The 21,995-nt window shown below is 72.6% G+C and carries 21 protein-coding genes; 16 read left to right on the top strand and 5 right to left on the bottom strand.

Annotated features, from left to right (window positions below):
- Positions 1–7 precede the first annotated feature (7 nt).
- Positions 8–1,156, top strand: a complete 1,149-nt coding sequence (locus tag Asi03nite_RS15555; RefSeq protein ID WP_239102720.1) for an LLM class flavin-dependent oxidoreductase — start codon at positions 8–10, stop codon at positions 1,154–1,156.
- Between the two features lie 7 nt (positions 1,157–1,163).
- On the opposite strand, the gene Asi03nite_RS15550 is transcribed toward Asi03nite_RS15555, so the two are convergent.
- Positions 1,164–3,104 carry an MMPL family transporter gene (locus Asi03nite_RS15550; protein WP_203680424.1) on the bottom strand — a complete coding sequence of 647 codons (1,941 nt, stop codon included), beginning with the start codon at positions 3,102–3,104 and terminating at the stop codon, positions 1,164–1,166.
- Positions 3,105–3,178: 74 nt separating this feature from the next.
- Between Asi03nite_RS15550 and Asi03nite_RS15545 the strand changes: the two genes are divergently transcribed.
- Entirely contained in the window at positions 3,179–3,664 is a 486-nt protein-coding gene (locus tag Asi03nite_RS15545; RefSeq protein WP_203680422.1) for a MarR family winged helix-turn-helix transcriptional regulator, read from the top strand.
- Between the two features lie 63 nt (positions 3,665–3,727).
- The gene (locus Asi03nite_RS15540; protein ID WP_203680420.1) at positions 3,728–4,567 is read left to right on the top strand and encodes a tetratricopeptide repeat protein; all 840 of its coding nucleotides are present in this window, start codon (positions 3,728–3,730) and stop codon (positions 4,565–4,567) included.
- Between the two features lie 3 nt (positions 4,568–4,570).
- Here Asi03nite_RS15540 and Asi03nite_RS15535 read toward each other — a convergent pair whose 3' ends face one another.
- Entirely contained in the window at positions 4,571–4,975 is a 405-nt protein-coding gene (locus tag Asi03nite_RS15535) for a MarR family winged helix-turn-helix transcriptional regulator (RefSeq protein ID WP_239102708.1), read from the bottom strand.
- Positions 4,976–5,097: 122 nt separating this feature from the next.
- On the opposite strand from Asi03nite_RS15535, the gene Asi03nite_RS15530 reads away from it, so the two are divergent.
- A complete protein-coding gene (locus tag Asi03nite_RS15530) occupies positions 5,098–6,849 on the top strand; it encodes an ABC transporter ATP-binding protein (RefSeq protein ID WP_203680588.1) in 1,752 nt (583 codons plus the stop codon).
- Between the two features lie 82 nt (positions 6,850–6,931).
- Here Asi03nite_RS15530 and Asi03nite_RS15525 read toward each other — a convergent pair whose 3' ends face one another.
- Positions 6,932–8,047 (bottom strand): citrate synthase 2, encoded by a 1,116-nt coding sequence (locus Asi03nite_RS15525; protein WP_203680418.1) that lies wholly within the window; start codon positions 8,045–8,047, stop codon positions 6,932–6,934.
- Between the two features lie 67 nt (positions 8,048–8,114).
- On the opposite strand from Asi03nite_RS15525, the gene Asi03nite_RS15520 reads away from it, so the two are divergent.
- Positions 8,115–9,293: a citrate synthase gene (locus Asi03nite_RS15520; protein WP_203680417.1), complete on the top strand. Its 1,179-nt coding sequence runs from the start codon at positions 8,115–8,117 to the stop codon at positions 9,291–9,293.
- Here the strand turns inward: Asi03nite_RS15520 and Asi03nite_RS15515 are convergent.
- Positions 9,287–10,378, bottom strand: coding sequence for a hypothetical protein (locus Asi03nite_RS15515; RefSeq protein WP_203680416.1), 1,092 nt, complete (start codon positions 10,376–10,378; stop codon positions 9,287–9,289). The genes Asi03nite_RS15520 and Asi03nite_RS15515 overlap by 7 nt on opposite strands.
- 272 nt (positions 10,379–10,650) lie before the next feature.
- The gene (locus Asi03nite_RS15510) at positions 10,651–11,544 is read right to left on the bottom strand and encodes an AurF N-oxygenase family protein (RefSeq protein ID WP_203680415.1); all 894 of its coding nucleotides are present in this window, start codon (positions 11,542–11,544) and stop codon (positions 10,651–10,653) included.
- Between the two features lie 59 nt (positions 11,545–11,603).
- On the opposite strand from Asi03nite_RS15510, the gene Asi03nite_RS15505 reads away from it, so the two are divergent.
- The 11 genes from Asi03nite_RS15505 (at position 11,604) to Asi03nite_RS15455 (ending at position 21,995) form a co-directional block, all read left to right on the top strand.
- Positions 11,604–12,287, top strand: a complete 684-nt coding sequence (locus Asi03nite_RS15505) for a TetR/AcrR family transcriptional regulator (RefSeq protein WP_203680414.1) — start codon at positions 11,604–11,606, stop codon at positions 12,285–12,287.
- Positions 12,284–12,589 (top strand): DUF4873 domain-containing protein, encoded by a 306-nt coding sequence (locus Asi03nite_RS15500; protein ID WP_239102707.1) that lies wholly within the window; start codon positions 12,284–12,286, stop codon positions 12,587–12,589. The genes Asi03nite_RS15505 and Asi03nite_RS15500 overlap by 4 nt, the downstream gene beginning before the upstream one ends.
- Positions 12,579–14,042 carry a flavin-containing monooxygenase gene (locus Asi03nite_RS15495; RefSeq protein ID WP_203680411.1) on the top strand — a complete coding sequence of 488 codons (1,464 nt, stop codon included), beginning with the start codon at positions 12,579–12,581 and terminating at the stop codon, positions 14,040–14,042. Before Asi03nite_RS15500 ends, Asi03nite_RS15495 begins: the two co-directional genes overlap by 11 nt.
- Entirely contained in the window at positions 14,039–14,905 is an 867-nt protein-coding gene (locus Asi03nite_RS15490) for an SDR family NAD(P)-dependent oxidoreductase (protein WP_203680409.1), read from the top strand. The genes Asi03nite_RS15495 and Asi03nite_RS15490 overlap by 4 nt, the downstream gene beginning before the upstream one ends.
- Positions 14,902–15,741, top strand: coding sequence for an alpha/beta fold hydrolase (locus Asi03nite_RS15485; protein WP_203680408.1), 840 nt, complete (start codon positions 14,902–14,904; stop codon positions 15,739–15,741). The genes Asi03nite_RS15490 and Asi03nite_RS15485 overlap by 4 nt, the downstream gene beginning before the upstream one ends.
- Positions 15,742–15,980: 239 nt before the next feature.
- The gene (locus Asi03nite_RS15480; protein WP_203680407.1) at positions 15,981–16,565 is read left to right on the top strand and encodes a hypothetical protein; all 585 of its coding nucleotides are present in this window, start codon (positions 15,981–15,983) and stop codon (positions 16,563–16,565) included.
- Positions 16,566–16,869: 304 nt separating this feature from the next.
- Positions 16,870–17,088, top strand: coding sequence for a hypothetical protein (locus tag Asi03nite_RS15475; RefSeq protein WP_203680406.1), 219 nt, complete (start codon positions 16,870–16,872; stop codon positions 17,086–17,088).
- Between the two features lie 130 nt (positions 17,089–17,218).
- Complete coding sequence (locus tag Asi03nite_RS15470) at positions 17,219–18,319, top strand: uroporphyrinogen-III synthase (RefSeq protein ID WP_203680405.1); 1,101 nt, start codon at positions 17,219–17,221, stop codon at positions 18,317–18,319.
- A gap of 80 nt (positions 18,320–18,399) precedes the next feature.
- Positions 18,400–19,080, top strand: coding sequence for a sirohydrochlorin chelatase (locus Asi03nite_RS15465; RefSeq protein ID WP_203680404.1), 681 nt, complete (start codon positions 18,400–18,402; stop codon positions 19,078–19,080).
- 156 nt (positions 19,081–19,236) lie between these two features.
- Positions 19,237–21,693: a nitrite reductase large subunit NirB gene (gene nirB / locus Asi03nite_RS15460; protein WP_203680402.1), complete on the top strand. Its 2,457-nt coding sequence runs from the start codon at positions 19,237–19,239 to the stop codon at positions 21,691–21,693.
- Entirely contained in the window at positions 21,690–21,995 is a 306-nt protein-coding gene (locus Asi03nite_RS15455; RefSeq protein WP_203680401.1) for a Rieske (2Fe-2S) protein, read from the top strand. The genes nirB and Asi03nite_RS15455 overlap by 4 nt, the downstream gene beginning before the upstream one ends.

The raw sequence follows: 21,995 nt of genomic DNA, 5'->3' as shown, positions 1-21,995 counted from the left end.
CCGGGTCATGGACTTCCACTGGTTTCTGCCGACCAACGGCGACGGCCGGGACATCGTGGGTGGCGGGCACGGCACCCCGGTCGGCTCGGCGGGCGGGGTGCGGCCGCTGACCATCGGCTATCTCGGCCAGATCGCGCGCAGCGCCGAGCAGCTGGGCTTCGTCGGCGCGCTCACCCCGACCGGCGCCTGGTGCGAGGACGCGTGGCTGACCACGGCGATGCTGACCGAGGTCACCGAGCGGTTGAAGTTCCTCGTCGCGTTCCGCCCGGGGCTGATCTCGCCGACCCTGGCGGCGCAGATGTCGTCGACGTTCCAGCGGCTGTCCGGCGGCCGGCTGCTGCTCAACGTGGTCACCGGTGGCGAGTCCAGCGAGCAGCGACAGTTCGGGGACTTCCTGGACAAACAGGCGCGCTATGCGCGCACCGCCGAGTTCCTCACGGTGGTCCGGGGGTTGCTGAGGGGTGAGACGGTGTCGTACGAGGGTGAGCACGTGCGCGTGGAGGGCGCGAAGCTCTCCCGGGTGCCCGAGGTGCCGCCGGCCATCTACTTCGGCGGTTCCTCGAAGGCCGCCGGCCCGGTCGCGGCCGGGCACGCCGACGTCTACCTGACCTGGGGTGAGCCGCCCGCCCAGGTGGCCGAGAAGCTGGCCTGGATCCGCACGCTCAAGCCGGACATGAGGTTCGGCATCCGGCTGCACGTGATCACCCGGGACACCGCGCAGGACGCCTGGGCCGAGGCTTCCCGGCTGCTGAGCAACGTCTCCGAGGCGGACATCGCCACGGTCCAGGCCGGGCTGCGCCGCAGCGAGTCCGAGGGCCAGCGCCGGATGCTCGACCTGCACGGCGGCAACCGCGACGGCCTGGTCGTCGCGCCGAACCTGTGGGCCGGCGTCGGCCTGGTCCGCGGCGGCGCCGGCACCGCGCTGGTCGGCAGCCACACCGAGGTCGCCGACCGGATCGAGGAGTACGCGGCGCTGGGCATCTCGGAGTTCGTCCTCTCCGGGTACCCGCACCTGGAGGAGGCGTACTGGTTCGGCGAGGGGGTGCTGCCCGAGCTGCGCCGCCGGGGCCTCTGGCGGCACCCGGCGGGGGAGCGGGACACGGCCCCGGCGGTGATCCCGTTCGCCGGCGTCCCCACCCCGGCCACCCCGTCCTGACCTCCGGTCAGGGCCGGCCGGGCCACCAGAACCGGTCGCCGAGGATGCTGGCCAGGGCCGGGACCAGCACGGTACGGACCAGCAGCGTGTCCAGCAGCACGCCGATCATCACGATCACGCCGATCTGGGTCAGCGTGATCACCGGGAGGACGCCGAGCACCGCGAAGACCGCCGCGAGCAGGATGCCCGCGCTGGTGATGACCGCGCCGGTGACGGCCACCGCGTGCACCATGCCGTCCCGGGTGCCGCGCCGGCCGGCCTCCTCCCGGGCCCGGGTGACCAGGAAGATGTTGTAGTCCACGCCGAGCGCGACCAGGAACAGGAACGAGAAGAGCGGCACCTGGTTGTCCAGCGCGTGGCCGAACAGGAACGACCCGGCGCCGAGCGCGGCCGCGAAGCTGATGATCACCGTGACGATCAGCAGCACCGGTGCGACCAGGGCGCGCAGCAGGACCACCAGGACCAGCAGGACGACCAGCAGGATCACCGGGACGATGACCCGCAGGTCGTGGCGGGTGGCGTCGCGGGTGTCCAGGCTGGTCGCCACGCTGCCGCCGACCAGGGCCCGCCCGTCGAGCCCGGCGCGCAGCGCGCGGATCGTGTCGAACGCCTCGGCGGTGTCCGGCGCGGCGTCCAGGATCACCTGGATGGCGGCCTGCTCGGCGTTCTGCTCGGCGAGGCGGGCCTGCGCCACTCCGGGCGTTCCGGAGATCCGGGTGAGCACCGGCTGCGCCTGGGCGGGGCTGGTCAGCACCACGGTCGGGCTGGCCGCGCCGGCCGGGAAGTACTTCGCGAGCGTCTCCAGGCCGGCCACCGACTCCGACCCGACCCGGAACTGCTCGGTCTGGGACAGGCCGAGCCGGGTGCCGAGACCACCGGCCGCGAGCACGCCGAGGACGAGCAGCGAGGCCGCGGTCACCGCGGCCGGTCGGCCGGCCACCGCGCGCCCGGCCCTGGCCCACAACCCCTTCTCGGCCTCCACGCCGGCCTGCCCGGTCCGCGGCACGAAGGGCCAGAACAGTCCGCGGCCGCAGACCACCAGCGCGGCCGGGAGCACCAGCAGCGCGGAGAGCGCGGCGACCGCGATGCCGGCGGCCGCGGTGACGCCCAGCGACACGTTGCTCTCCAGGCTGGCCAGCAGCAGTGTGAGCAGGCTCAGGACGACGGTGCCGGCGCTGGCCGCGATGGCCGGGCCGGCCCCGCGCAGCGCCCGCCGCATCGCCGTCAACCGGTCCTCGTGGTGGTGCAGCTCCTCCCGGTAGCGGGAGATCAGCAGCAGCGCGTAGTCGGTGCCGGCGCCGAACACCAGCACGGTCACGATGCCGGTGGTGGAGCCGCTGACCGGCAGCGAGGTGTGCTGCGAGATCAGCGCCACCAGCCCGGTGGTGACCCGGTCGGCGAGCCCCACCACGGCCAGCGGGACCAGCCAGAGCAGCGGGCTGCGGTAGGTGATCAGCAGCAGCAGCGCGACCACCACCACGGTGACGATCAGCAGCCGGGTGTTCGCCCCGGTGAAGCTGTCGGCGAGGTCGGCGGTGAAACCGGCGCCGCCGGTGACCTGCGCGGTCACCCCGGCCGGCAGGTCCGCCCGCGCCGCGGCCCGCAGGCCGGCGACCCGTTCGATTATCTCGTCGGACGGGATGCCGGCCGGCAGCGGCACCGAGATGATCGCGGCCTTCCGGTCCTCGCTCCGGATCGGCCGGCCGAGCGGCGTCACCGTGGCCAGGTCGGCGTCGGTGAGCGCCTGCCCGCCCTTGGCGATGACGACCAGGGCCGGGTTGGTCCGGCCGGAGGGCAGCCGCTTCTGCAGCCGCGCCACCCGGGTGGACTCGGCGGACGACGGCAGCGACGCGCTCGGGTCGTTGCTGACCCGGGCCGACCCGGAAAGGCCGATCACCAGACCGCCGAGCACCAGGGCCAGGAGCAGCGACGCCCACGCCCGTCTCATGAAGCCTCCAGGAAGAAGAATCTCGATGGTCGAGATTCTCCATACCCGCCGCGGGATCTGCAACACTTACCTCCGTGGAGGAAACCGAAGACCCGGAACGGCGGCGGCTGCGCTCCCGGCTCGTCGATCTGCTCAACGCGTATTCCAGCGAGGCGAACCACATCGGGCACGCCTTCGCCGGGCGGCATGACCTGCACGGGCCCGACTTGCACGCGCTGCTCGCGGTGATGCACGCCGAGCGGGCCGGCGCGCCGCTGAGCCCGGGTCGGCTGGGCGAGACGATGGGGCTCTCCTCCGGCGCCACCACCGCGATGATCGACCGGCTGGAGCGCCTCGGGCACCTGCGCCGGGTCCGGGAGAGCAGCGACCGCCGGGTGGTGCACCTGCGGTACGCCGAGTCCGGGATGTCGCTGGCGCAGGCGTTCTTCACGCCGCTGGCGCCGCGCACCGACGCGGTGATGGCCCGGTTCGACGTGACCGAGCTGCAGGTGGTGGAGCGGTTCGTGCAGGGCATGGTGCAGGCGCTGACCGACTATCGGGACGAACTGCGCCGCGGATAACGCAACCGGGCCGCAACGTGCGGTTCGTCAAGATCTGCCGGAGCGCCGCCGATATGCGGACCCGTGCGAACCGAGCCCCTGCTGTCCCAGGCCGACGACCTGCTTGCCCGAGGTCGTGCGGAGAACGCCGCCCGCCTGCTCGCGCCGATCGTCGGCCGGCAACCCGAGAACGTCGGCGCCTGGCACCGGATGGCCCGCGCGCGGCTGGACCTGGGCGACCCGGAGGACGCTCTGCGCGCGGCCCGGGCCGCGTGGCACTTCGACCCGCACGGGCCGGAGACGCTGTACTGGCTCAGCCGGGCCGCCACCGAGCTGGGCCGGCACCGGGAGGCGGTGGACGCGGCGGCGTCCGCGTGCCGGGAGGACCCGGGCAACCCGCGGCTGCACAACCGGCTCGCGCAGGCGCAGCTCGCGGCCGGGCGGGTCGGCGACGCGCTGGACGGGTTGCGGATCGCCGTCGAGCTGGCCGGCTACGACGCGGACCTGCACGTGACGTATGGCCGGGCGCTGTTCGCGGCGGGGCGTCCGCTCACCGCCCGCGAGGCGGTGGGGCGGGCGCTGGCGCTGGAGCCCGGTCATCCCGGGGCGCACCGCACGCTGGCCCTGTTCGAGATCGCGATGGCGTCGGTGGTGGACGCGTCGTCGCTGGCCCAGGCCGCTGACGAGTTCGCCGAGTCGATGCGGGTGGGCCCGCGGGGCCGGGTCGACGAGCGGGCCGCCCTGGTGCGGGACGCGCTCGGCTACGCCGCCCGGGTCAGCCTGACCTGGTGCCTGGTCGCGCTGCTGGTGCTCGGCGTGCTGAGCGCCACGTCGGTGCTGACCGTGCCGGCCGCCGTCCACGTCGTGATCCTGTGCCTGGGCGCGGTGGCCGGCTGCGGCGCCGTGGCGTTCCGTCGGTTGTAGGCGTCAGAGCAGCTTGCGCAGGATCCGGGCGAGTTCGGCCCGGTCCGACCTGTCGAGCGTCGCGAACAGCGCGGCGCCGGCCGCGGCCCGTGCCGCCCGGATCTCCGTGCCGGTCGAGCGCCCCTGCGCGGTGAGCGCCACCAGCGTGGCGCGTCGGTCGGCCGGGTCGGGGCGGCGCTCGGCCAGGCCGCGGCTCTCCAGCTCGTCGACCACCTCGGTGGCCGACCGTGGCGCGATCCGCAGGTGCTCGGCGAGCGTGCTGAGCCGCATCTGCCCGTGCGCGAGCAGCGTGTTCAGCGCCCGGAACTGCGAGGGCGCCACGCCCCACGGCTCCATCTCGCGCTTGGCCTGCTCCCGCATCCGGCGGCTGACCGCCCAGAACGCCTCGTGCAGCGACTCTTCCTCCACGGGAACAAGCTACCAGCGATTACCGTTGTAGCCTCATGTTGAGGTAACCTCAGCTTGTTCGGTCGTACCGAGAAAGGTTCTCGCACTTGGCTCAAGGACAAGGCCGGGGCGCGCCACGGACCGTGACCCCCGCGGAGAGGGCGCAGGCCCGCTCCGTCTCGCTGCGCCGCATCGGCGCCCTGTTCATCGGTCACCGCAAGCAGCTCGCGCTGGTGGTGGCGATCATCGTGGTGGCGTCCGTGCTGGGCATGGCGTCGCCGTTCCTGCTCCGCGAGATCATCGACGTCGCCCTGCCGCAGAGCGACCTGCGGCTGCTGATCTCTCTGGTGCTCGGCATGGTGGTGGTCGCCGCGGTCACCTCGGTGCTCGGCGTGCTGCAGACGTGGATCTCCACCACCGTCGGCCAGCGGGTGATGCACCGGCTGCGCGTCGACGTCTTCAGCCACCTGCAGCGGCAGTCGGTCGGCTTCTTCACCCGCACCCGCACCGGCGAGGTGCAGTCGCGGATCACCAACGACATCGGCGGCATGCAGTCCGTGGTCACCTCGACCGCGACCAGCATCGCGGCCAACCTCACCACGGTGGTCGCCACGATCGTCGCGATGGTCGCGCTGACCTGGCAGCTCACCCTGATCTCGCTGCTCGTGCTGCCTCCGGCGATCTACCTGACCCGCCGGGTCGCCAGGATGCGGCAGAAGATCACCGCCGAGCGGCAGCGCGAGCTCGCCGAGCTCAACGTGATCATCGAAGAGGGCCTGTCGATCAACGGCATCCAGCTCAGCAAGACGATGGGCGCCGGCACCGCCCAGGTGGCCCGCTTCACCGGCTCGTCCAGCCGGCTGATCGACCTGGAGCTGCGCTCCGAGCTGTCCGGCCGCTGGCGGATGGCCGCCATGAGCATCATCTTCGCGGTGATCCCGGCGACCATCTACCTGGCCGCGGGGCTGTCGTTCGCGGCCGGCGGGATGAGCATCGGCACGCTCGTCGCGTTCACCGCGCTGCAGGGCAACCTGTTCCGGCCGCTGATGAGCCTGCTCGACGTGAGCGTCACGATGACCAGCTCGCTCGCGCTCTTCGCGCGCATCTTCGAGTACCTCGACCTGCCTGTCGAGATCCAGGAGCCGGAGAACCCGGTGCGCCTGGCCGAGGTCCGAGGCCACCTGCGGTTCGAGGACGTCAGTTTCTCGTACGACGGCGCCGGCACCCCCGCGCTGGCCGGCGTGACCCTGGACGTCCCGGCCGGCACCTCGCTGGCCCTGGTGGGCGAGACCGGATCGGGCAAGAGCACCACCGCCGCGCTGATCTCCCGTCTCTACGACCCGGCCGAGGGGCGGGTGACCATCGACGGTGTCGACATCCGGGACCTCGCGCTGTCCGACCTGTCCGACATCGTCGGCGTGGTCAGTCAGGAGACGTATCTGCTGCACACCACGATCCGGGAGAACCTGCGCTACGCGAAGCCGTCCGCGACCGACGAGGAGATCGTCGCCGCCGCCTCCGCCGCGCAGATCCACTCGCTGATCGCCGCGCTTCCCGACGGGTACGACACCATGGTCGGCTCCCGTGGCCACCGGTTCTCCGGCGGCGAGAAGCAGCGGATCGCGATCGCCCGCACGCTGCTGCGCGACCCGCGGATCCTGGTCCTCGACGAGGCGACCAGCGCTCTGGACAACGAGACCGAGCGGGCCGTGCAGCGGGCGTTCGACGAACTGTCGCGCGGCCGGACGACGGTGACCATCGCGCACCGGCTGTCCACGGTGCGCGACGCGGACCAGATCGTGGTGATCGATCACGGCCGGGTCCTGGAGGCCGGCAGCCACGACTCGCTGATCTCGTCGGGCGGCCGTTACGCGACGCTGGCCCTGGCGTCCTGATCTTGCGCGCGGGACCACCCGGACGCGGTGCGGGACCGGCAGCCGAAGCCGGCCGTGGCCTGCGCCGGTGAGCCGGCGCGGCTCACGCCCCGCCGTTGCGGCGGACGGCGTCCCGCCAGCCGGGCAGGTCCGCCGCCTCGCGTGCGCCCGGCCCCACGTAGTCGGCCGACGGTCGGATGATCTTGCCGAGGCGTTTCTGCTCCAGGATGTGCGCGCTCCAGCCGGCCGTCCGCGCGCAGGTGAACAGGGAGGTGAACAGCTCGGCCGGGACACCCGCGAAGTCCAGCACCACGGCGGCCCAGAACTCGACGTTGGTCTCCAGCACCCGGTCCGGCTTGCGCTCGCGCAGCTCGGCGAGCGCGGCCAGCTCCAGCTCCCGGGCCACCTCGAAGCGCGGCGCGCCCAGCTCGAACGCCGCCTGTCGCAGGATGCGGGCCCGCGGGTCCTCGGCCCGGTACACCGCATGACCGAAACCCATCAGGCGCCGGCCGCTGTCGAGCACGCTGCGCACATACCGCCGCGCGTCGCCGCCGCGCTCCACCTCCTCGATCATGCCGAGCACCCGGGCCGGCGCGCCGCCGTGCAGCGGCCCGGACAGCGCCGCGATCGCGGCCGACATGCTGGCCGGGACGTCCGCGCCGGTGCTCGCCACCACCCGGGCGGTGAACGTGGACGCGTTCATCCCGTGCTCGGCCGCGCAGATCCAGTAACGGTCGAGCGCCGCCACGTGCCGCGGATCCGGCTCGCCCCGCCAGCGGATCATGAACTGCTCGGTGGCGTTGCGGCCGGCGTCGACCAGGCGCTGCGGCACCGCCGCCGGTTCCGGGCCCCGCGCGGCCTGCGCCACGAAGGAGAGGACCAGCACCGACGTACGGGCGAGGTCGTCCCGTGCCTGTGCGTCGTCGATGTCGATCAGCTGGCCCAGCCCCCAGCGCGGGGCCAGCATCGACACCGCGGCCTGGGCGTCCACGCGGACGTCACCGGAGCGCACCGGCAGCGGGAGCGGCTCGGCGGGCGGCAGCGGCCGGCCGAAGTCGCCGTCGGCCAGCAGCGCCCAGACGTCGCCGAAGGAGACCCGGCCGGCCAGGGAGCGGATGTCGACACCGCGGTAGCGCAGTGAGCCGCCGTCGCGGTCCGGTTCGGCGATCTCGGTGTCGAACGCGACGACACCGGCAAGTCCTGGGTTCACGGTCATCATGACTTCACGATTCGACGTGACGATCTGCCGGTCAATGTTGATTCAGTCAACATGAGAGGATGCGCACATGCAGCTCCTCACCACTGAGCAGGTCGCCGAGCGGCTGGGGGTGAAACCCGCGACCGTCTACGCGTACGTCAGCCGCGGCCTCCTGCCGAGCCGCCGCAACGCCGCGGGCAAGGGCAGCCTGTTCGCGAAGGCGGACGTCGACGCGCTGATCGCCGGGCGCAGACGGGTCACGCCGAACATCCGGACCGGGATCACCCTGATCCGCGACGGCGGGCTGTACTACCGCGGTCACGACGCGACCGAACTGGCGCGGACCAGGACCTACGAGGCGGTGGCCGGCCTGATCTGGACCGGCGAGCCGGACCCGGCGCCGTTCCCGGTGCACCCCGCGCTGCGGGAACTGGCCGAGCGGGTGGGCGCGCCGCTGCCGGGGTCCGCGCGGCTCACCGACCGGCTGCGGGTGACGGTGGCGGCGGTCGCGGCGGCCGACCCGCTGCGGTTCGACACGACGCCGGCCGCGGTGCTGGCGACCGGGCGCACGCTGATCGCCACGATGGTGGCCGCCCTCCCGCGCCGGTCCCGCGCCGCGGACCCGTCCGGGCCGGCGTCGCTGGCCGCGCTGCTCTGGCCACGGCTGACCGAGCAGCCGATGTCCGAGCACGGCCTGCGGGCGCTGGACGCGGCGCTGATCCTGCTGGCCGATCACGACATCGCCGCGTCGACGCTGGCGGCCCGGGTCGCCGCCTCCACCCGGGCACACCCCTACGCGGTGATCAGCGCCGGGCTGGCGGCCCTGGACGGGCCGCTGCACGGGGCGGCGAGCGAGCACGTGCACCCGCTGCTCGCCGCCGCGGTGGCCGGGGCGGATCCGATCGAGGTGATCTCGGAGCGGCTGCGCGCCGGCGGGGGGATCCCCGGGTTCGGGCACCCGCTCTACCCGTCCGGGGACCCCCGGGCGAGGACGCTGTTCGAGCTGCTCGGGGACCATCCGGCGGGGGAGGCGGCGAGGCGGCTGGCGGGCGTCGTCCGGACCCGCTCGGGCATCCTGCCCAACATCGACCTGGCGCTGGCCGCGCTCACCCTGCGCTTCGACATGCCGGCGGACGCCGGCGAGGCGGTCTTCGCCGTGGCCCGCACGGCGGGCTGGCTCGCGCACGCCCTCGAGGAGTACGCCAACCGACCGGCCCGCTTCCGCCCCACCGGGCAGTACTCGGGCCGCGATCCCGCCGCTCAGTAGGCCGGGCGGAGGATCGCGATCGAGTGCTCGGCGGCGTGCGGCGGGAGCGCGGTCAGGCAGAGGCCGGGGTGCAGGCGCGCGTCGGTGGCCGGGTCCACCACGATCACGGTGAGGCGGAAGTCCGGGACGCCGTCGGCGGGCAGAGCGACCTGGTCGCAGTGGAAGCTCGTGGCCGGGGCGCACGGGCCGGCCACCTCGTAGCGGTCGTCGGCGCCGTGCTGCCAGAGCAGCCAGATGCGGTGACCGGGCGGGAGCCCGGCCACCCCGTCGACGCCCAGAGCGTCCAGGTAACCGTTCTCGGCCGGGCCGGTGATCCGGATCGCCGCCTCCACCTCGGGGGTCGGGCTGCTGGTGGGCGCGGTCGTGGTGGGCGCCGGGTCCGGCGGGTCCGGGACCGGGGTGCCGGCGGCCGCGCCGGTGACGGGATCGGCGGGGCGCGGGGTCCGTGGCGGTGGCGGTGGCGGGCCGGCCGTGACTCGGCCGGTCCGGTCACGATCCCGGTCCGGGGCGTGCCGGGACCGCACCGCGGTGGTGGCCGCGGCGGTGGGCGGCGGCGTGGTGGCCTCGGTCGACGCCGGTGGGGCGGCCGCGGACGGCAGGGGGAGCGCGGACGGCCGGCCGTGGGGCCGCGCCGCCCGGTACGAGACGCCCACCGCGACCAGGCCGAGAGCGATCAGGCTCAGGCTCAGCCGCCGCCGCCCGGGCCCCGCCCGGCGGGTGAGCAGCCAGAGGAGTCCGCCGCTCAGGATCAGCGTCCCGCCGGTGACCGCGGTGATGCCGGACCAGCCGGCGGTGGTGCGGACCTTGCCCAGCGCGGAATAGGCGGCGGAGGCGAGGAGGACGACGGCGACCAGCGCCTCGATCAGGTCCTTGCCGCGGCGGACGCGCTCGATCCGGTCCTTCGGAAAGGCGGCCGGCTCCCCTTCGGCGGTCCGGATCGTGTTCTCCGTCGCCGCGGGCTCGGGCTCGGCGCTCTTCTCCGGTGACCCTGCGGTCGCGTCGGCGGGCCGCTCGCCCGCCGGTGGTTCGCACGGCTGCTCATCGGACGGGTCGCCGGGCGCGGAGTTGCGCGTAGTAACGACCATCGGATGCCTTCCCCGCGGCGGAGGCCACGCCGGCCGGCGTCGGCCAGAAGGTGGTTTCTGCTGGTCAACAGCACCTTCTGGGAAGATGAACGCGCGACTTCCGGGCGGGATGCGGTCGATCACCCACGATGCGCACCTGAGCGGAATCCGCCCGCGCGAACCCCCCCCGGACTGCTAGGGAACCAGGCGGCTATCGCTGATGACTGTCGAAGAACACGACCTCCGCGGCCGGCTTGCCGCCTGTGCTGACGCACCGCCGAGTGCCGGGCAGGTCAGCGGGGCAGGAGGCCGGACGCCTTCCAGAGGGCCTTCGCCGGGCCGCCGCCGATCAGATCCAGATCGGCCAGGTACGCCACCACCCGCTCACCGGCCCAGCGCATCGTCTCCTGGTGGTACGGGTTGGCCCGCGCCGCCCGGCGCCCCTGTTCCGGACTGATCCCGACCACCCGGTACACCCGCGGATCGACCAGGCGGGTCCCGGTCAGATAGGCCGCCCGCGCGATCACCAGCCGGTCGAAGGTCAGCCGGGACCGGCTCGCCGACCGGATCTGCCGGGCCAACTCCTCGCGGGCGTAGCGGACGTGCCGCGCCTCCTCCACCACGTGGATCCGGGAGACCATGCGGACCAGCGGCTGCACGTTCTGGTCGGCCATCGCCTCGCGCTGCAGCGTGTCCAGAATCTCCTCGGCGATCAGGATCGCCGCGAACATCCGCGGCCCGGTGGCGGTGTGCGCGATCCACCTGCCGAGGAACTCGTTGACGCCGTCCGGCCGGTACACCGGGGTGTCCAGCCGGCCGATCAGGCGGCCGAACATCACCGAGTGACGGCACTCGTCACCGATCTCGGTGAGCGCGTACTGCGCGTGCGGGGCCGTCGGGTCCTGCTTGGAGTATCCGCGGATGAGCAGCTGCATCAGGATCGTCTCGAACCAGACGCCCAGGCCGGCGATGCTCGCGACCTCGTGCTTGGTCAGTTCGATCCGCTGGTCGGCGGTGAGCCGGTCCCAGAGCGCGGTGCCGTACAGGCTGGAGCGGTGCTCGGGGACGAAGAACTTGCCGGCCACGAACGGAGCGTCCCAGTCGATCTCGATCTCCGGATCGTACGAGTGCTCGGCGGAGGACCGCAGGAGCCGGGTGGCGGTGCGGTCCCGATCGGACACGGTCATCGGCCCTCCAAAAGACCAGGTGCTTGACGTTACCGGCGGTAACCGTTACTTCTAGTACTATGAACTCGGTCACTCCACCCGTCAACACCGACGGCCGCCGCGGCCGCTGGGACAGCCATCGTGAGCGGCGCCGGGCCGAGCTCACCGCGGCCGCGATCGAGGCGATCCGGCAGCACGGGCCGGAGATCGGCATGGAGGCGATCGCCGCGCACGCCGGGGTCAGCAAGCCCGTGCTCTACCGGTATTTCGCCGACAAGTCCGAGCTGTGGCTGGCGGTGGGCCAGCAGGCCGGCGCCATGGTGCTGGAGGCGATGGTCCCGGCGGTCGCGGAGGTGCGCGAGGAGCGGGCCGCGATCCGCGCGGCGATCGACGTCTACCTCGCGCACATCGAGGCCGATCTCAACCTGTACCGATTCGTGGTGCACCAGCCGGACATCGCCCGGCGCCGTGACGTGGTCGCCGACGTGGTGGACACCGTGGCCAGCGGTCTGGCCCGGATCTTCGGCGACCGGTTGCGCGCCCGCGGGCTGGACTCCGGCGCCTCGCTGCCGTGGGCCTACGGCGTGGTCGGCTATGTCCAGTCGGTCGGTGACTGGTGGCTCCGGCAGCAGCAGCCGATCAGCCGGGAGGCGCTCGGCGAGTACCTGACGACGTTCCTCTGGGGAGGCGTCGCCGGCATCAGCCGCGCGGCCGACACCCCCGGCGGACTGGCGGCCTCACAGGAAGGATGGTCGATGCGGTGACCGACGAGGAGGAGTACCGGGGGCCGGCCACGCTGCGGCTGGAGGACGGAGCGGTGGCGGTCGAGGTGCGGATGTCCGCCCACTTCGAGCCGATCGAGGGGCGGTTCCGGTGGATGGGCCGCACGAATCCGGTCGAGGAGTTGCGTGAGCGGGTCGGCGCCGGGCTGCGCACAGCTGTCCTCGAGATCCCGGGCGCGCCGCGGACCCCGGTCCGGCTCAGCGAGCCCGATCCGTGGGGCGGCGTCCGGATCACCGGCGCCGGCACTCCGCCCTGGTTCCCGGTGGTGGGCCATGAGCGGTGACGTCGACGTCCTGATCATCGGGGCGGGGCTGTCCGGGATCGGCGCGGCGTGGCGTCTGCAGAAGCAGCGCCCCCGGGACACCTACGCGATCCTGGAGGCCCGCGACGCGATCGGCGGCACCTGGGACCTGTTCCGCTACCCCGGAGTGCGATCCGATTCGGACATGTTCACGCTCAGCTATCCATGGCGGCCGTGGCGGGAACCGGAGTCGCTGGCGTCCGGCGAGAAGATCCGCCGGTACATCGAGGAGACCGCGCAGGAGGCCGGGATCACCGGGCACATCCGCTTCGGCAAGAAGGTGATCAGCGCGGACTGGTCGTCGGCCGAGGCCCGCTGGACGGTCCGGACCGCCGACGGAGATGTCTATACCGCCGGTTTCGTGTACGCCTGTGCCGGCTACTACAGCTATGCCGAGGGCCACCAGCCGGACTTCCCCGGCCTCGCCGGGTTCTCCGGGCGGCTCGTGCACCCGCAGTTCTGGCCCGGCGACCTCGACTACCGCGACAAGCGGGTGGTGGTGATCGGCAGCGGCGCCACAGCGGTGACCCTGGTGCCGGCGATGGCCGACGACGCGGCACAGGTGACGATGCTGCAGCGCTCACCGACGTACGTCATCCCGCTGCCCAACCGGGACACGATCGCCGACCTCGCCCGTCGCGTCCTGCCCCCGGCCGCCGCCAACCGCGTCGCCCGCGCCAAGAATATCCTGCTCAGCCAGGGTTTCTACCAGCTCGCCCGGCACCGGCCGAAGCAGGTGCGCCGGGTCCTGCAGGGTCTCGCCGGCCGCTTCCTGGGCGACCGGGGGTACGTCGAGGAGCATTTCAAGCCCCGCTACGACCCCTGGGACCAGCGCCTCTGCGTGATCCCGAACGGCGACCTGTTCCGCAGCATCCGGTCCGGCCGCGCGTCCGTCGTCACCGACCACATCGACACGTTCGTCCCCGAGGGCATCCGGCTGAGGTCCGGCCGGGTCCTGGAGGCCGACGTCGTGGTGTCGGCGACCGGGCTGTCGCTGCTGCCGGTCGGCGGGGTCCAGGTCAGCCTGGACGGCAAGCCGATCGACATCGGCAGGCACGCCGCCTACCGCGGGATGATGCTCTCCGGCGTGCCGAACTTCGCGTACTGCATCGGCTACGTCAACGCGTCCTGGACCCTGCGCGCCGACCTGGCCCACCGCTACGTGCTCAAGCTGCTCGACCACATGCGGCGGCACGGCTTCGACGTCGCGACCCCGGCCCAGCCGGCCGCCGCCGGCCGCCCCCTGCTCGACCTCTCCTCCGGGTACGTCCGGCGCGCGCTCGACAAGTTCCCCCGACAGGGCGATCGCGATCCGTGGCTGACCAGGCAGAACTATCTGCGTGACGTACTTTCGACCCCGCGTGCCGATGTCACCCGGGAAATGACCTTCGCCCGGCGTACCGCTACCGTCCCCCATACCGAGGTGGTTCCATGACCCGTCTTGATCCCTACCGGTTCGCCGGTCGCACCGCCGTGCTCACCGGCGCGGCCAGCGGCATCGGCGAGCAGCTCGCCTACGGTCTGGCGCACCGCGGCAGCGACCTTGTCCTGGTCGACGTCGACGGCGCCCGGCTCGATCCGGTCGCCACGCGCATCCGCCACGCGCACCCCAAGCTCTCGGTGCGGACCGTCGTCGCCGACCTGTCCGACCGGGCCGCCGTCGCGGACGTCGCGGCCCAGGCGCCGGCCTCGATCGGGCTCCTGGTGAACAACGCCGGCGTCGCGCTCGGCGGCCGCTTCGACCAGGTCAGCGTGGACCAGTTCGAGCACGTCATGAACGTCAACTTCCGCGCTCCGATGCTCCTGACGCACGCGCTGCTGCCCGCGCTGACCGCGGCCCCGGGTGGCCACCTGGTGAACGTCTCCAGCCTGTTCGGGCTGATCGCCCCGCCCGGGCAGAGCGCGTACTGCGCCAGCAAGTTCGCCCTGCGCGGGCTGAGCGAGTCGCTGCGCGGCGAGTTGATCGAGAGCCGGACCGGCGTCACGACGGTGCACCCGGGCGGCATCCGCACACGGATCGCGGAGAGCGCGCTGATCGGCGCGGACGTCCCACGATCGGAGATCGAGCCGACCCGCAAGCTGTTCGCCGCGCTGCTGAGCTTCCCCGCCGACAAGGCCGCCGAGCTGATCCTGAAAGCGGTCGAGAAGCGCAAGGCCCGGCTGCTCATCGCGGCCAACGCGAAGGGCCCCGACCTGTTGCAGCGCCTGCTGCCGGTCGGCTCCGCCGACATCATCCGCAAGCTGACGTCCGTCTCGGTCAAGGCCGCCGGGAGGTCCAGGGTGGGTGCCGGGCGATGAACCATGTCGACGTACGTGGCTCGCGCATCCGTTTCCACGAGTCGGGCGACCCGGCCGCGCCCCCGGTGGTGCTGCTGCACGGGATCGGGCGCAGCCTGGAGGACTGGTCGCCGCAGCACGCCCGGTTCGACGACTCGTACCGGGTGATCAGCATCGACATGCCCGGCTTCGGCCTGTCCCAGCGGCTGCCCGCGCCGACGACGCTGCCGGTCCTCGCCGACGGGGTGTGGGCGACGCTCGACGCGCTCGGCGAGACCCGGCCGGTGCACCTGATGGGCAACTCGCTGGGCGGGGCCGTCTCGATGACCATGCTGGCCTCGTCGCCGGAGCGGGTGACCACGCTGACCCTGGTGAACAGCGCCGGGTTCGGCAAGGAGGTGACCTGGGCGCTGCGGATCCTGGCCGTGCCCGGGCTGGGCCGGCAGATGCTGCGCCGCATCGACGAGCGGACCGCGCCGCGGGTGGAGCGCACGCTGTTCCGCGACCGCGCGCTGGTGACGCCGGAGCGGGTGGAGATGGCGATCCGGATCGCGCGGCAACCGGACTTCGCGCCGGTCTACCTGGAGGTCGCCAAGGCGCTCGGCGGCTTCCGTGGGGTGGCGCCGGCCTGGCGTTCGCGGCTGTTGTCCTCGCTGGCCGGCCTGGAGAAGCCCACGATGATCGTCTGGGGCGAGCGAGATCTGATCCTTCCCAGTCATCACCTGGCGGCGGCGCTGGCGGCGTTCCCGCATGCGAAGTCACACATGTTCCCGGACACCGGGCACATGCCGCAGATCGAACGGCCGGACGACTTCGCCGGGCTGGTGCGCCCCATGCTGGCGTCGGTGGCCGCCTGATCCGGAGGTCCGGGCGGCGCGAGGGGACGCCGCCTGGACCTCTTATCGCCTGGTTCGCCGGGTTTCCGGCGCCTCCCCGCGTGCTCGTCCGGCTGGTGCATAGGCGGCTTGTGCGGCTTTTTCCACAGTCGGCATGTCGACATCGGAGCGACTGTATCCGCTGGTCAGCACCGGATTCCGGGAAGCCTCCCCCGTTTCGGGGAGTTGCGGAACCGGATCGTCGAGGTTTGATGGAATGCATGCGCCGAGCGATATTGCTGTTCGCCGCGCTGATCGGAGGATTCACCGCGGGCTGCGGCTCGGAACCGCCGGCAGCGCCGCGGCCGGCCGCGCCGCACACCCCCGCCAACCTGGCCCGCCCCGTGGTGGGCAGCCGCATCGCGCCGGGGGAGACCGCCGCGGCCGGCAGTGCGATTCCGGCCGGCCGAGGGCTTCCGTCCCGGTCGATCGTGGCGTCCCCGGCCCCGCGGCTGCGCGGACCGCGCCCGATCGGTTCCGGTCAGGACATCCGCACCCGGGACCTCGCCGCCCGCATCACCGTCGCCAGATCCGTGGCCGCCGCCGATCAGTACATCGTCCGGGTCACCGTCCACGTCCTCCGCGGCACCTACGAATTCGGCCCGGCCCTCGTCCGCCTCCGTCACACGGCCGGTCCGGACGACACGCCGCCGGCCGCCGGCGCGATCCCACCGGTCGCCTTCACCCTGCACGTCGGCGTCACCCAGACCTGGCGAATCCCGTTCCGTCCACCCACCACCGGCGACACCCAGATCCAGGTGACCGAATCCTCCGGCGCGGTCCTGGCCACCTGGACCACCCGCTGACCAGCCAGAACCCCGCACAGCGCCGACCGGCGGCTGATGGCCGGCAACCAGAGGTGTGTCGGCGTGCCCGCGAGGCTTCTGGTGTCCAGCCGGTGTGTCAAGAGAGGTGTGGCGGAGAGTCAGCCGGGTGATGGAGGTCGCTCGGGTGCGGGACGGTTTCAGCTCGGTTGCCGGTGTGCGGGTGACAGGCGGACCACGGGGACCGGCCGGTGGGTGGAGTGATCACGGCCGAAGGGCGGTGGATGCGGCGGCGCGGGGCGTGCGAGATTGACGCCCGACGTATGCCTGATGGGGAGTGGGATCGATGGACGACGCGCTGGTGGCCTACAACGCCGGACGGGTGGACGGGGCCGCCGGGCAACGCGACCCGCAGATCGCCGAGGACCCGGAGGTCGGCGCGGACTACCGGATCGGCCTGCTCGACGGCCGGATCGCGGCGTTCCACCTGATCAACGAGGTGCGCGGGATCCTCGGCGTGACCGGGTCGCTGTTCGAGAGGCCGGATGATCCGCGGGCGGTGTGAGCGGCTGTTCACAAGCGGGTTCGTGCGGTAAGTGAGTCGGCGTTATCACCCCGGAAACATCCGCCTACCGTTCCGGAAATCAGGTCTTAGGAGTCTTGCAGCGGAAACAGCGCACAGGACGGGAGGGCCGATGACCGAGGGCGCACTGGCCGGCTTCACCGTGGCGGTCACCGCGGAGCGACGCCGCGGGGAGATGACCGCGCTGCTGGAGCGGCGCGGCGCGCGGGTGGTCAGCGCACCGGCGATCACGATCGTGCCGCTGATCGACGACGAGGCGCTGCGCGCGGCCACCGAGGCCTGCATCGGGCTGGAGCCGCATCTCGTGGTGGCCACCACCGGCTTCGGGTTCCGGGGCTGGCTGGAGGCGGCCGAGGGGTGGGGACTGGGCGACAGTCTGCGCGCCTCGCTGAACGGGGCGAAGATCATCGCCCGCGGACCGAAGCCGTGCGGGGCGATCCGGGCGGCCGGGCTCTCCGAGGACTGGGCGGCCCGGACCGAGGCCTCCGAGGAGGTGCTCGAGCGGCTGCTGGCGGACGGGGTGGCTGGCCGGCGGATCGTCGTGCAGGAGCACGGCGAGCCGCAGACCGGTTTCGTGAACGCGCTGCGGGCCGCCGGGGCCGCGGTGGTCGAGGTGCCGGTCTACCGGTGGGCGCTGCCGCCGGACGTGACCCCGGTACGCCGGCTCACCGAGCAGGTGGCCGCCGGTCAGATCGACGCGGTGACGTTCACCAGCGCGCCGGCGGTCAAGGCCTTCCTGCGGGTCGCCGGGGACGCGCGCGCGGACGTCGAGGGCGCCTTCCGGGGCGGCACGCTGGCCGCCTGCGTGGGACCGGTGACCGCGGCGCCGCTGATCGAGCGGGACGTTCCGGTGGTGACGCCGGAGCGGTTCCGGCTCGGGGCGCTGATCAAGCTGGTGACCGACGAGCTGCCGCGGCGCGCGCTCCGGCTGCGGGTCGCGGGTTCGACCCTGGAGGTACGAGGTCACGCCGTCCTGATCGACGGAGCGCCGCACGCGCTGGCGCCGGTCGCGATGGCGATCCTGTCGGCGCTGGCCCGCCGGCCCGGCGCGGTGGTCTCCAAGGAGCAGCTGGCGGCGGCGCTGCCGCGGGGCAACGACGGGCACGCCGTGGACGTGGCGGTGGCCCGGTTGCGGGCGGCGCTCGGCTCCGGCGGGCACATCGAGACGGTCATCAAACGCGGCTACCGGCTCAGGGTGGACGAGGCCTCCTGATCGGGCGGCGCCCTCGGCGGGTGCGGCGGCCGCTACCCGCCACGGCGTACGACATCAATCTTGTGATCCTGGAGGAGTCCGTGCCCACTCTGATCGCTGTCGCCCACGGGACACGCTCCGCCGCCGGACGCCGCCAGCTGCGGGAACTCGCCGCCTCGGTGGCGCGGCGGCGGCCCGGCGCCGACGTGCGGCTGTGCTACGTCGACGTGCAGGAGCCGAAGGTCGCCGCGGTGGTGCCCACCGCGCCGGACGCCGTCGTGGTGCCGCTGCTGCTGTCCTGTGGATATCACGTGCGGGTGGACATCGCCGAGGCGGTGGCCGGCACCGGGATCCCGGTGACCGCGCCGCTGGGGCCGGACCCCGTGCTGCTGGAGATCCTGACCCGCGCCCTGCCGCCCGCCGACGCGGTCGTCCTGGCCGCGGCGGGCTCCTCGGACCCGGGCTGGCGCGCGGACGTGGCGGGTGTCGCGTCCCGGCTGGCGCGATCGGGCGGCGCGCCGCGGGTCCGTGTCGGTTACGTCTCCGGCGCCGGGCCGCGGGTGCCGGACGTCGTCGCCCAGTTCCGGGCCGAGGGCGCGAAGCGCGTCGCGATCGCCGCGTACCTGCTGGCCGAAGGTCTGTTCTACCGCTCGCTGCGGGATGCCGGCGCGGACTTCGTGACGCCCCCGCTGTGCCACGACGCCGCGATCGCCGACCTGGTGCTGAGCCGCTTCGACGCCGCGGTCACCGCCCCGGCGACGGGCCGCGCGGAGTACGTCTGAGGCCCGCACGAACGCGGATGGAGTACGCCCGGAGCCCTCACAACGACGGCCGGCCGGTTGTAGGGATTTCCGAACAACAGCGTCACCGTAAGTGGTCTTCCGGGTTAACGACGCGCCGACAGAGTGACCGCACCGGAGAAGAAGGGACCGAGTGCAGTGACTCAAAAGCTTGTCGTCATCGGCAACGGCATGGCGGGGGCCCGCACGGTCGAGGAGATCCTCGCCCGCAACGGGTGCTTCTCCGTGACCATGTTCGGTGACGAGCCGTACGGCAACTACAACCGGATCATGTTGTCCAACCTGCTCGCCGGGGTGGAGACCGAGGAGGGCATCTTCCTCAACGACCTGGCCTGGTACCGGGAGAACGGGATCACCCTGAACACCGGCACCCGGATCGAGCGGATCGACGCCGCGGGCAAGGCCGTCTACGACGCCGAGGGCAACGCGACGCCGTACGACAAGCTGATCATCGCGACCGGCAGTTACTCGTGGACGCCGCCGATCAAAGGGATCCACCACCCGAAGCGCGGCTACCACCAGGGCGTCTTCGCCTTCCGCACGCTCGACGACACCCGCGGGATGATCCGGTACGCCCGGGACCACGAACGGGCGGTCGTGATCGGCGGCGGCCTGCTCGGCCTGGAGGCGGCCCGCGGCCTGCAGAACCACGTCAGCCACGTGACCCTGCTGCACGCCATGGGGCATCTGATGGAGCGTCAGCTCGACCCGAAGGCGGGCCAGATGCTGCAGGCCAGCGTCGAGGGCAAGCTCGGGATCAAGGTGATCACCAACGCGATGACCACCGAGATCCTCGGCAAGGACCGGGTCACCGGGGTCACGCTCGCCGACGGCACGGTCGTCGAGTGCGACGTGGTGGTGATCGCCGCCGGTATCCGGCCGAACACCGGGATGGTGGCGGACAGCGGGCTGCCGGTCGAGCGCGGCATCGTGGTCGACGACCAGATGCGGGTGCGAGGCCACGAGGACATCTACTCGGTCGGCGAGTGCGCGCAGCACCGCGGCAACCTGTACGGCCTGGTGGGGCCGCTGTGGGAGCAGGCGAGGGTGCTCGCCGACCACATCACCGGCACGGCCGGGGTCGCCTACACCGGCTCGAAGCTGCACACCAAGCTCAAGGTCGCCGGGATCGACGTCGCCTCGATGGGCCTGATCGCGCCGGAGCACGACGAGGACGAGGTGATCGTCTACAACGAGCCCAAGAAGGGCGTCTACAAGCAGCTGATCATCCGGGACGACGTGCTGGTCGGCGCGACCCTGGTGGGGGACAACAGCAAGGCGGCCTCGCTGATCCGGCACTTCGACCGGGGCACGGCGCTTCCCGAGGAGCGCTCCGAGCTGATCTTCGACATCGGGGGAGCGGTCGAGGCCTCGCCCGAACAGATGCCTGACGACACCCAGGTCTGCAACTGCAACGGGGTCAGCAAGGGCGCCGTCTGCGGGGCGGTGGCCGGTGGCTGCGCGACGGTCGGCGGGGTCATGGACAAGACCCGTGCGGGCAAGGGCTGCGGCACCTGCAAGCCGCTCGTGCAGCGGATCGTCGAGTGGGCCAACGGCGGGGCCGCCGAGGAGGATCCGGCCGCTTCCTGGTACGTCCCCGGCGTCCCGATGCCGAAGCCGGAGCTCATGGCGGCGATCCGGAAACATCGTCTCACCAGCGTCTCGTCGGTCTTCGCGACGCTGGTTCCCGGCGGCGCGGAGGACGCCAAAAGCAAGATGGGCCTGGCCTCGCTGCTGAAGATGATGTGGGGCGCGGACTACGTCGACGAGCGCGACGCCCGGTTCATCAACGACCGCGTCCACGGCAACATCCAGAAGGACGGCAGCTTCTCGGTGGTCCCGCAGATGAAGGGCGGCGTCACCACCCCGGCGGAGCTGAAGCGGATCGCCGAGGTGGCCGAGAAGTACCGGGTCCCGATGGTGAAGCTGACCGGCGGCCAGCGGATCGACCTGCTCGGCGTGCCGAAGGAGCAGCTGCCGGCGATGTGGGCGGACCTGGGCATGCCGTCCGGGTACGCGTACGCCAAGAGCTTCCGCACCGTGAAGACCTGCGTCGGCTCGGACTTCTGCCGGTTCGGCGTGGGCGACTCCACCGCGCTGGGCATCGCGATCGAGGAGCGGTACCAGGGCCTGGAAGGGCCCGGGAAGATGAAGCTCGCCGTCACCGGGTGCCCGCGCAACTGCGCCGAGGCGTACGTCAAGGACCTCGGGGTGGTGGCCATCGACGGCGGCAAGTGGGAGATCTACGTCGGCGGGGCGGCCGGGGCGCACATCCGCAAGGGCGACCTGCTCACCACGGTCGGCTCGGCCGACGAGGTGATCCGGCTGACCGGCCGGTTCCTGCAGTACTACCGGGAGAACGCGAACTGGCTGGAGCGGACGTACGCGTTCGTTCCGCGGGTCGGTATCGACCGGATCCGGGAGATCGTCGTCGACGACGTGGACGGTATCGCCGCCGCCCTGGACGCCGCCGTCGAGGAGGCCGTGCAGGCCTACCGGGATCCCTGGAAGGAGCGTGCCGAACCGGCCACGCCCGGCCAGTTCCGTACCTCCCTTCCCTTGACCGTCCTCCCTCAGGTCCCGGTGCGCTCATGAAGACCCTGACCGTTCTCGGCCCACTTTCCGACATCCCCCTCGGCGAGGGACGCGCCTACGCCGTCGGGGACGACATGATCGCCGTCTTCCGCCTCCGCGACGGCTCCCTGCGCGCGGTCTCGGCGGTCTGTCCGCACAAGGGCGGCCCGCTGGCGGACGGGCAGATCGACAACTCCGTGGTGGTCTGCCCCCTGCACCTGTTCTCCTGGGACCTCTCCACCGGGTGCTCCCAGTCCGGCCAACCCCCGATCGCCGTCTACCCGGTCCGGGCCGACGACGGTCAGATCGTTCTGGGAGAGTGA

This window comes from Actinoplanes siamensis, from assembly GCF_016862395.1.
Taxonomy (GTDB): domain Bacteria; phylum Actinomycetota; class Actinomycetes; order Mycobacteriales; family Micromonosporaceae; genus Actinoplanes; species Actinoplanes siamensis.
The sequence above is the reverse complement of the archived record's forward strand: the minus strand, read 5'-3'. Positions and strand labels throughout refer to the sequence as shown.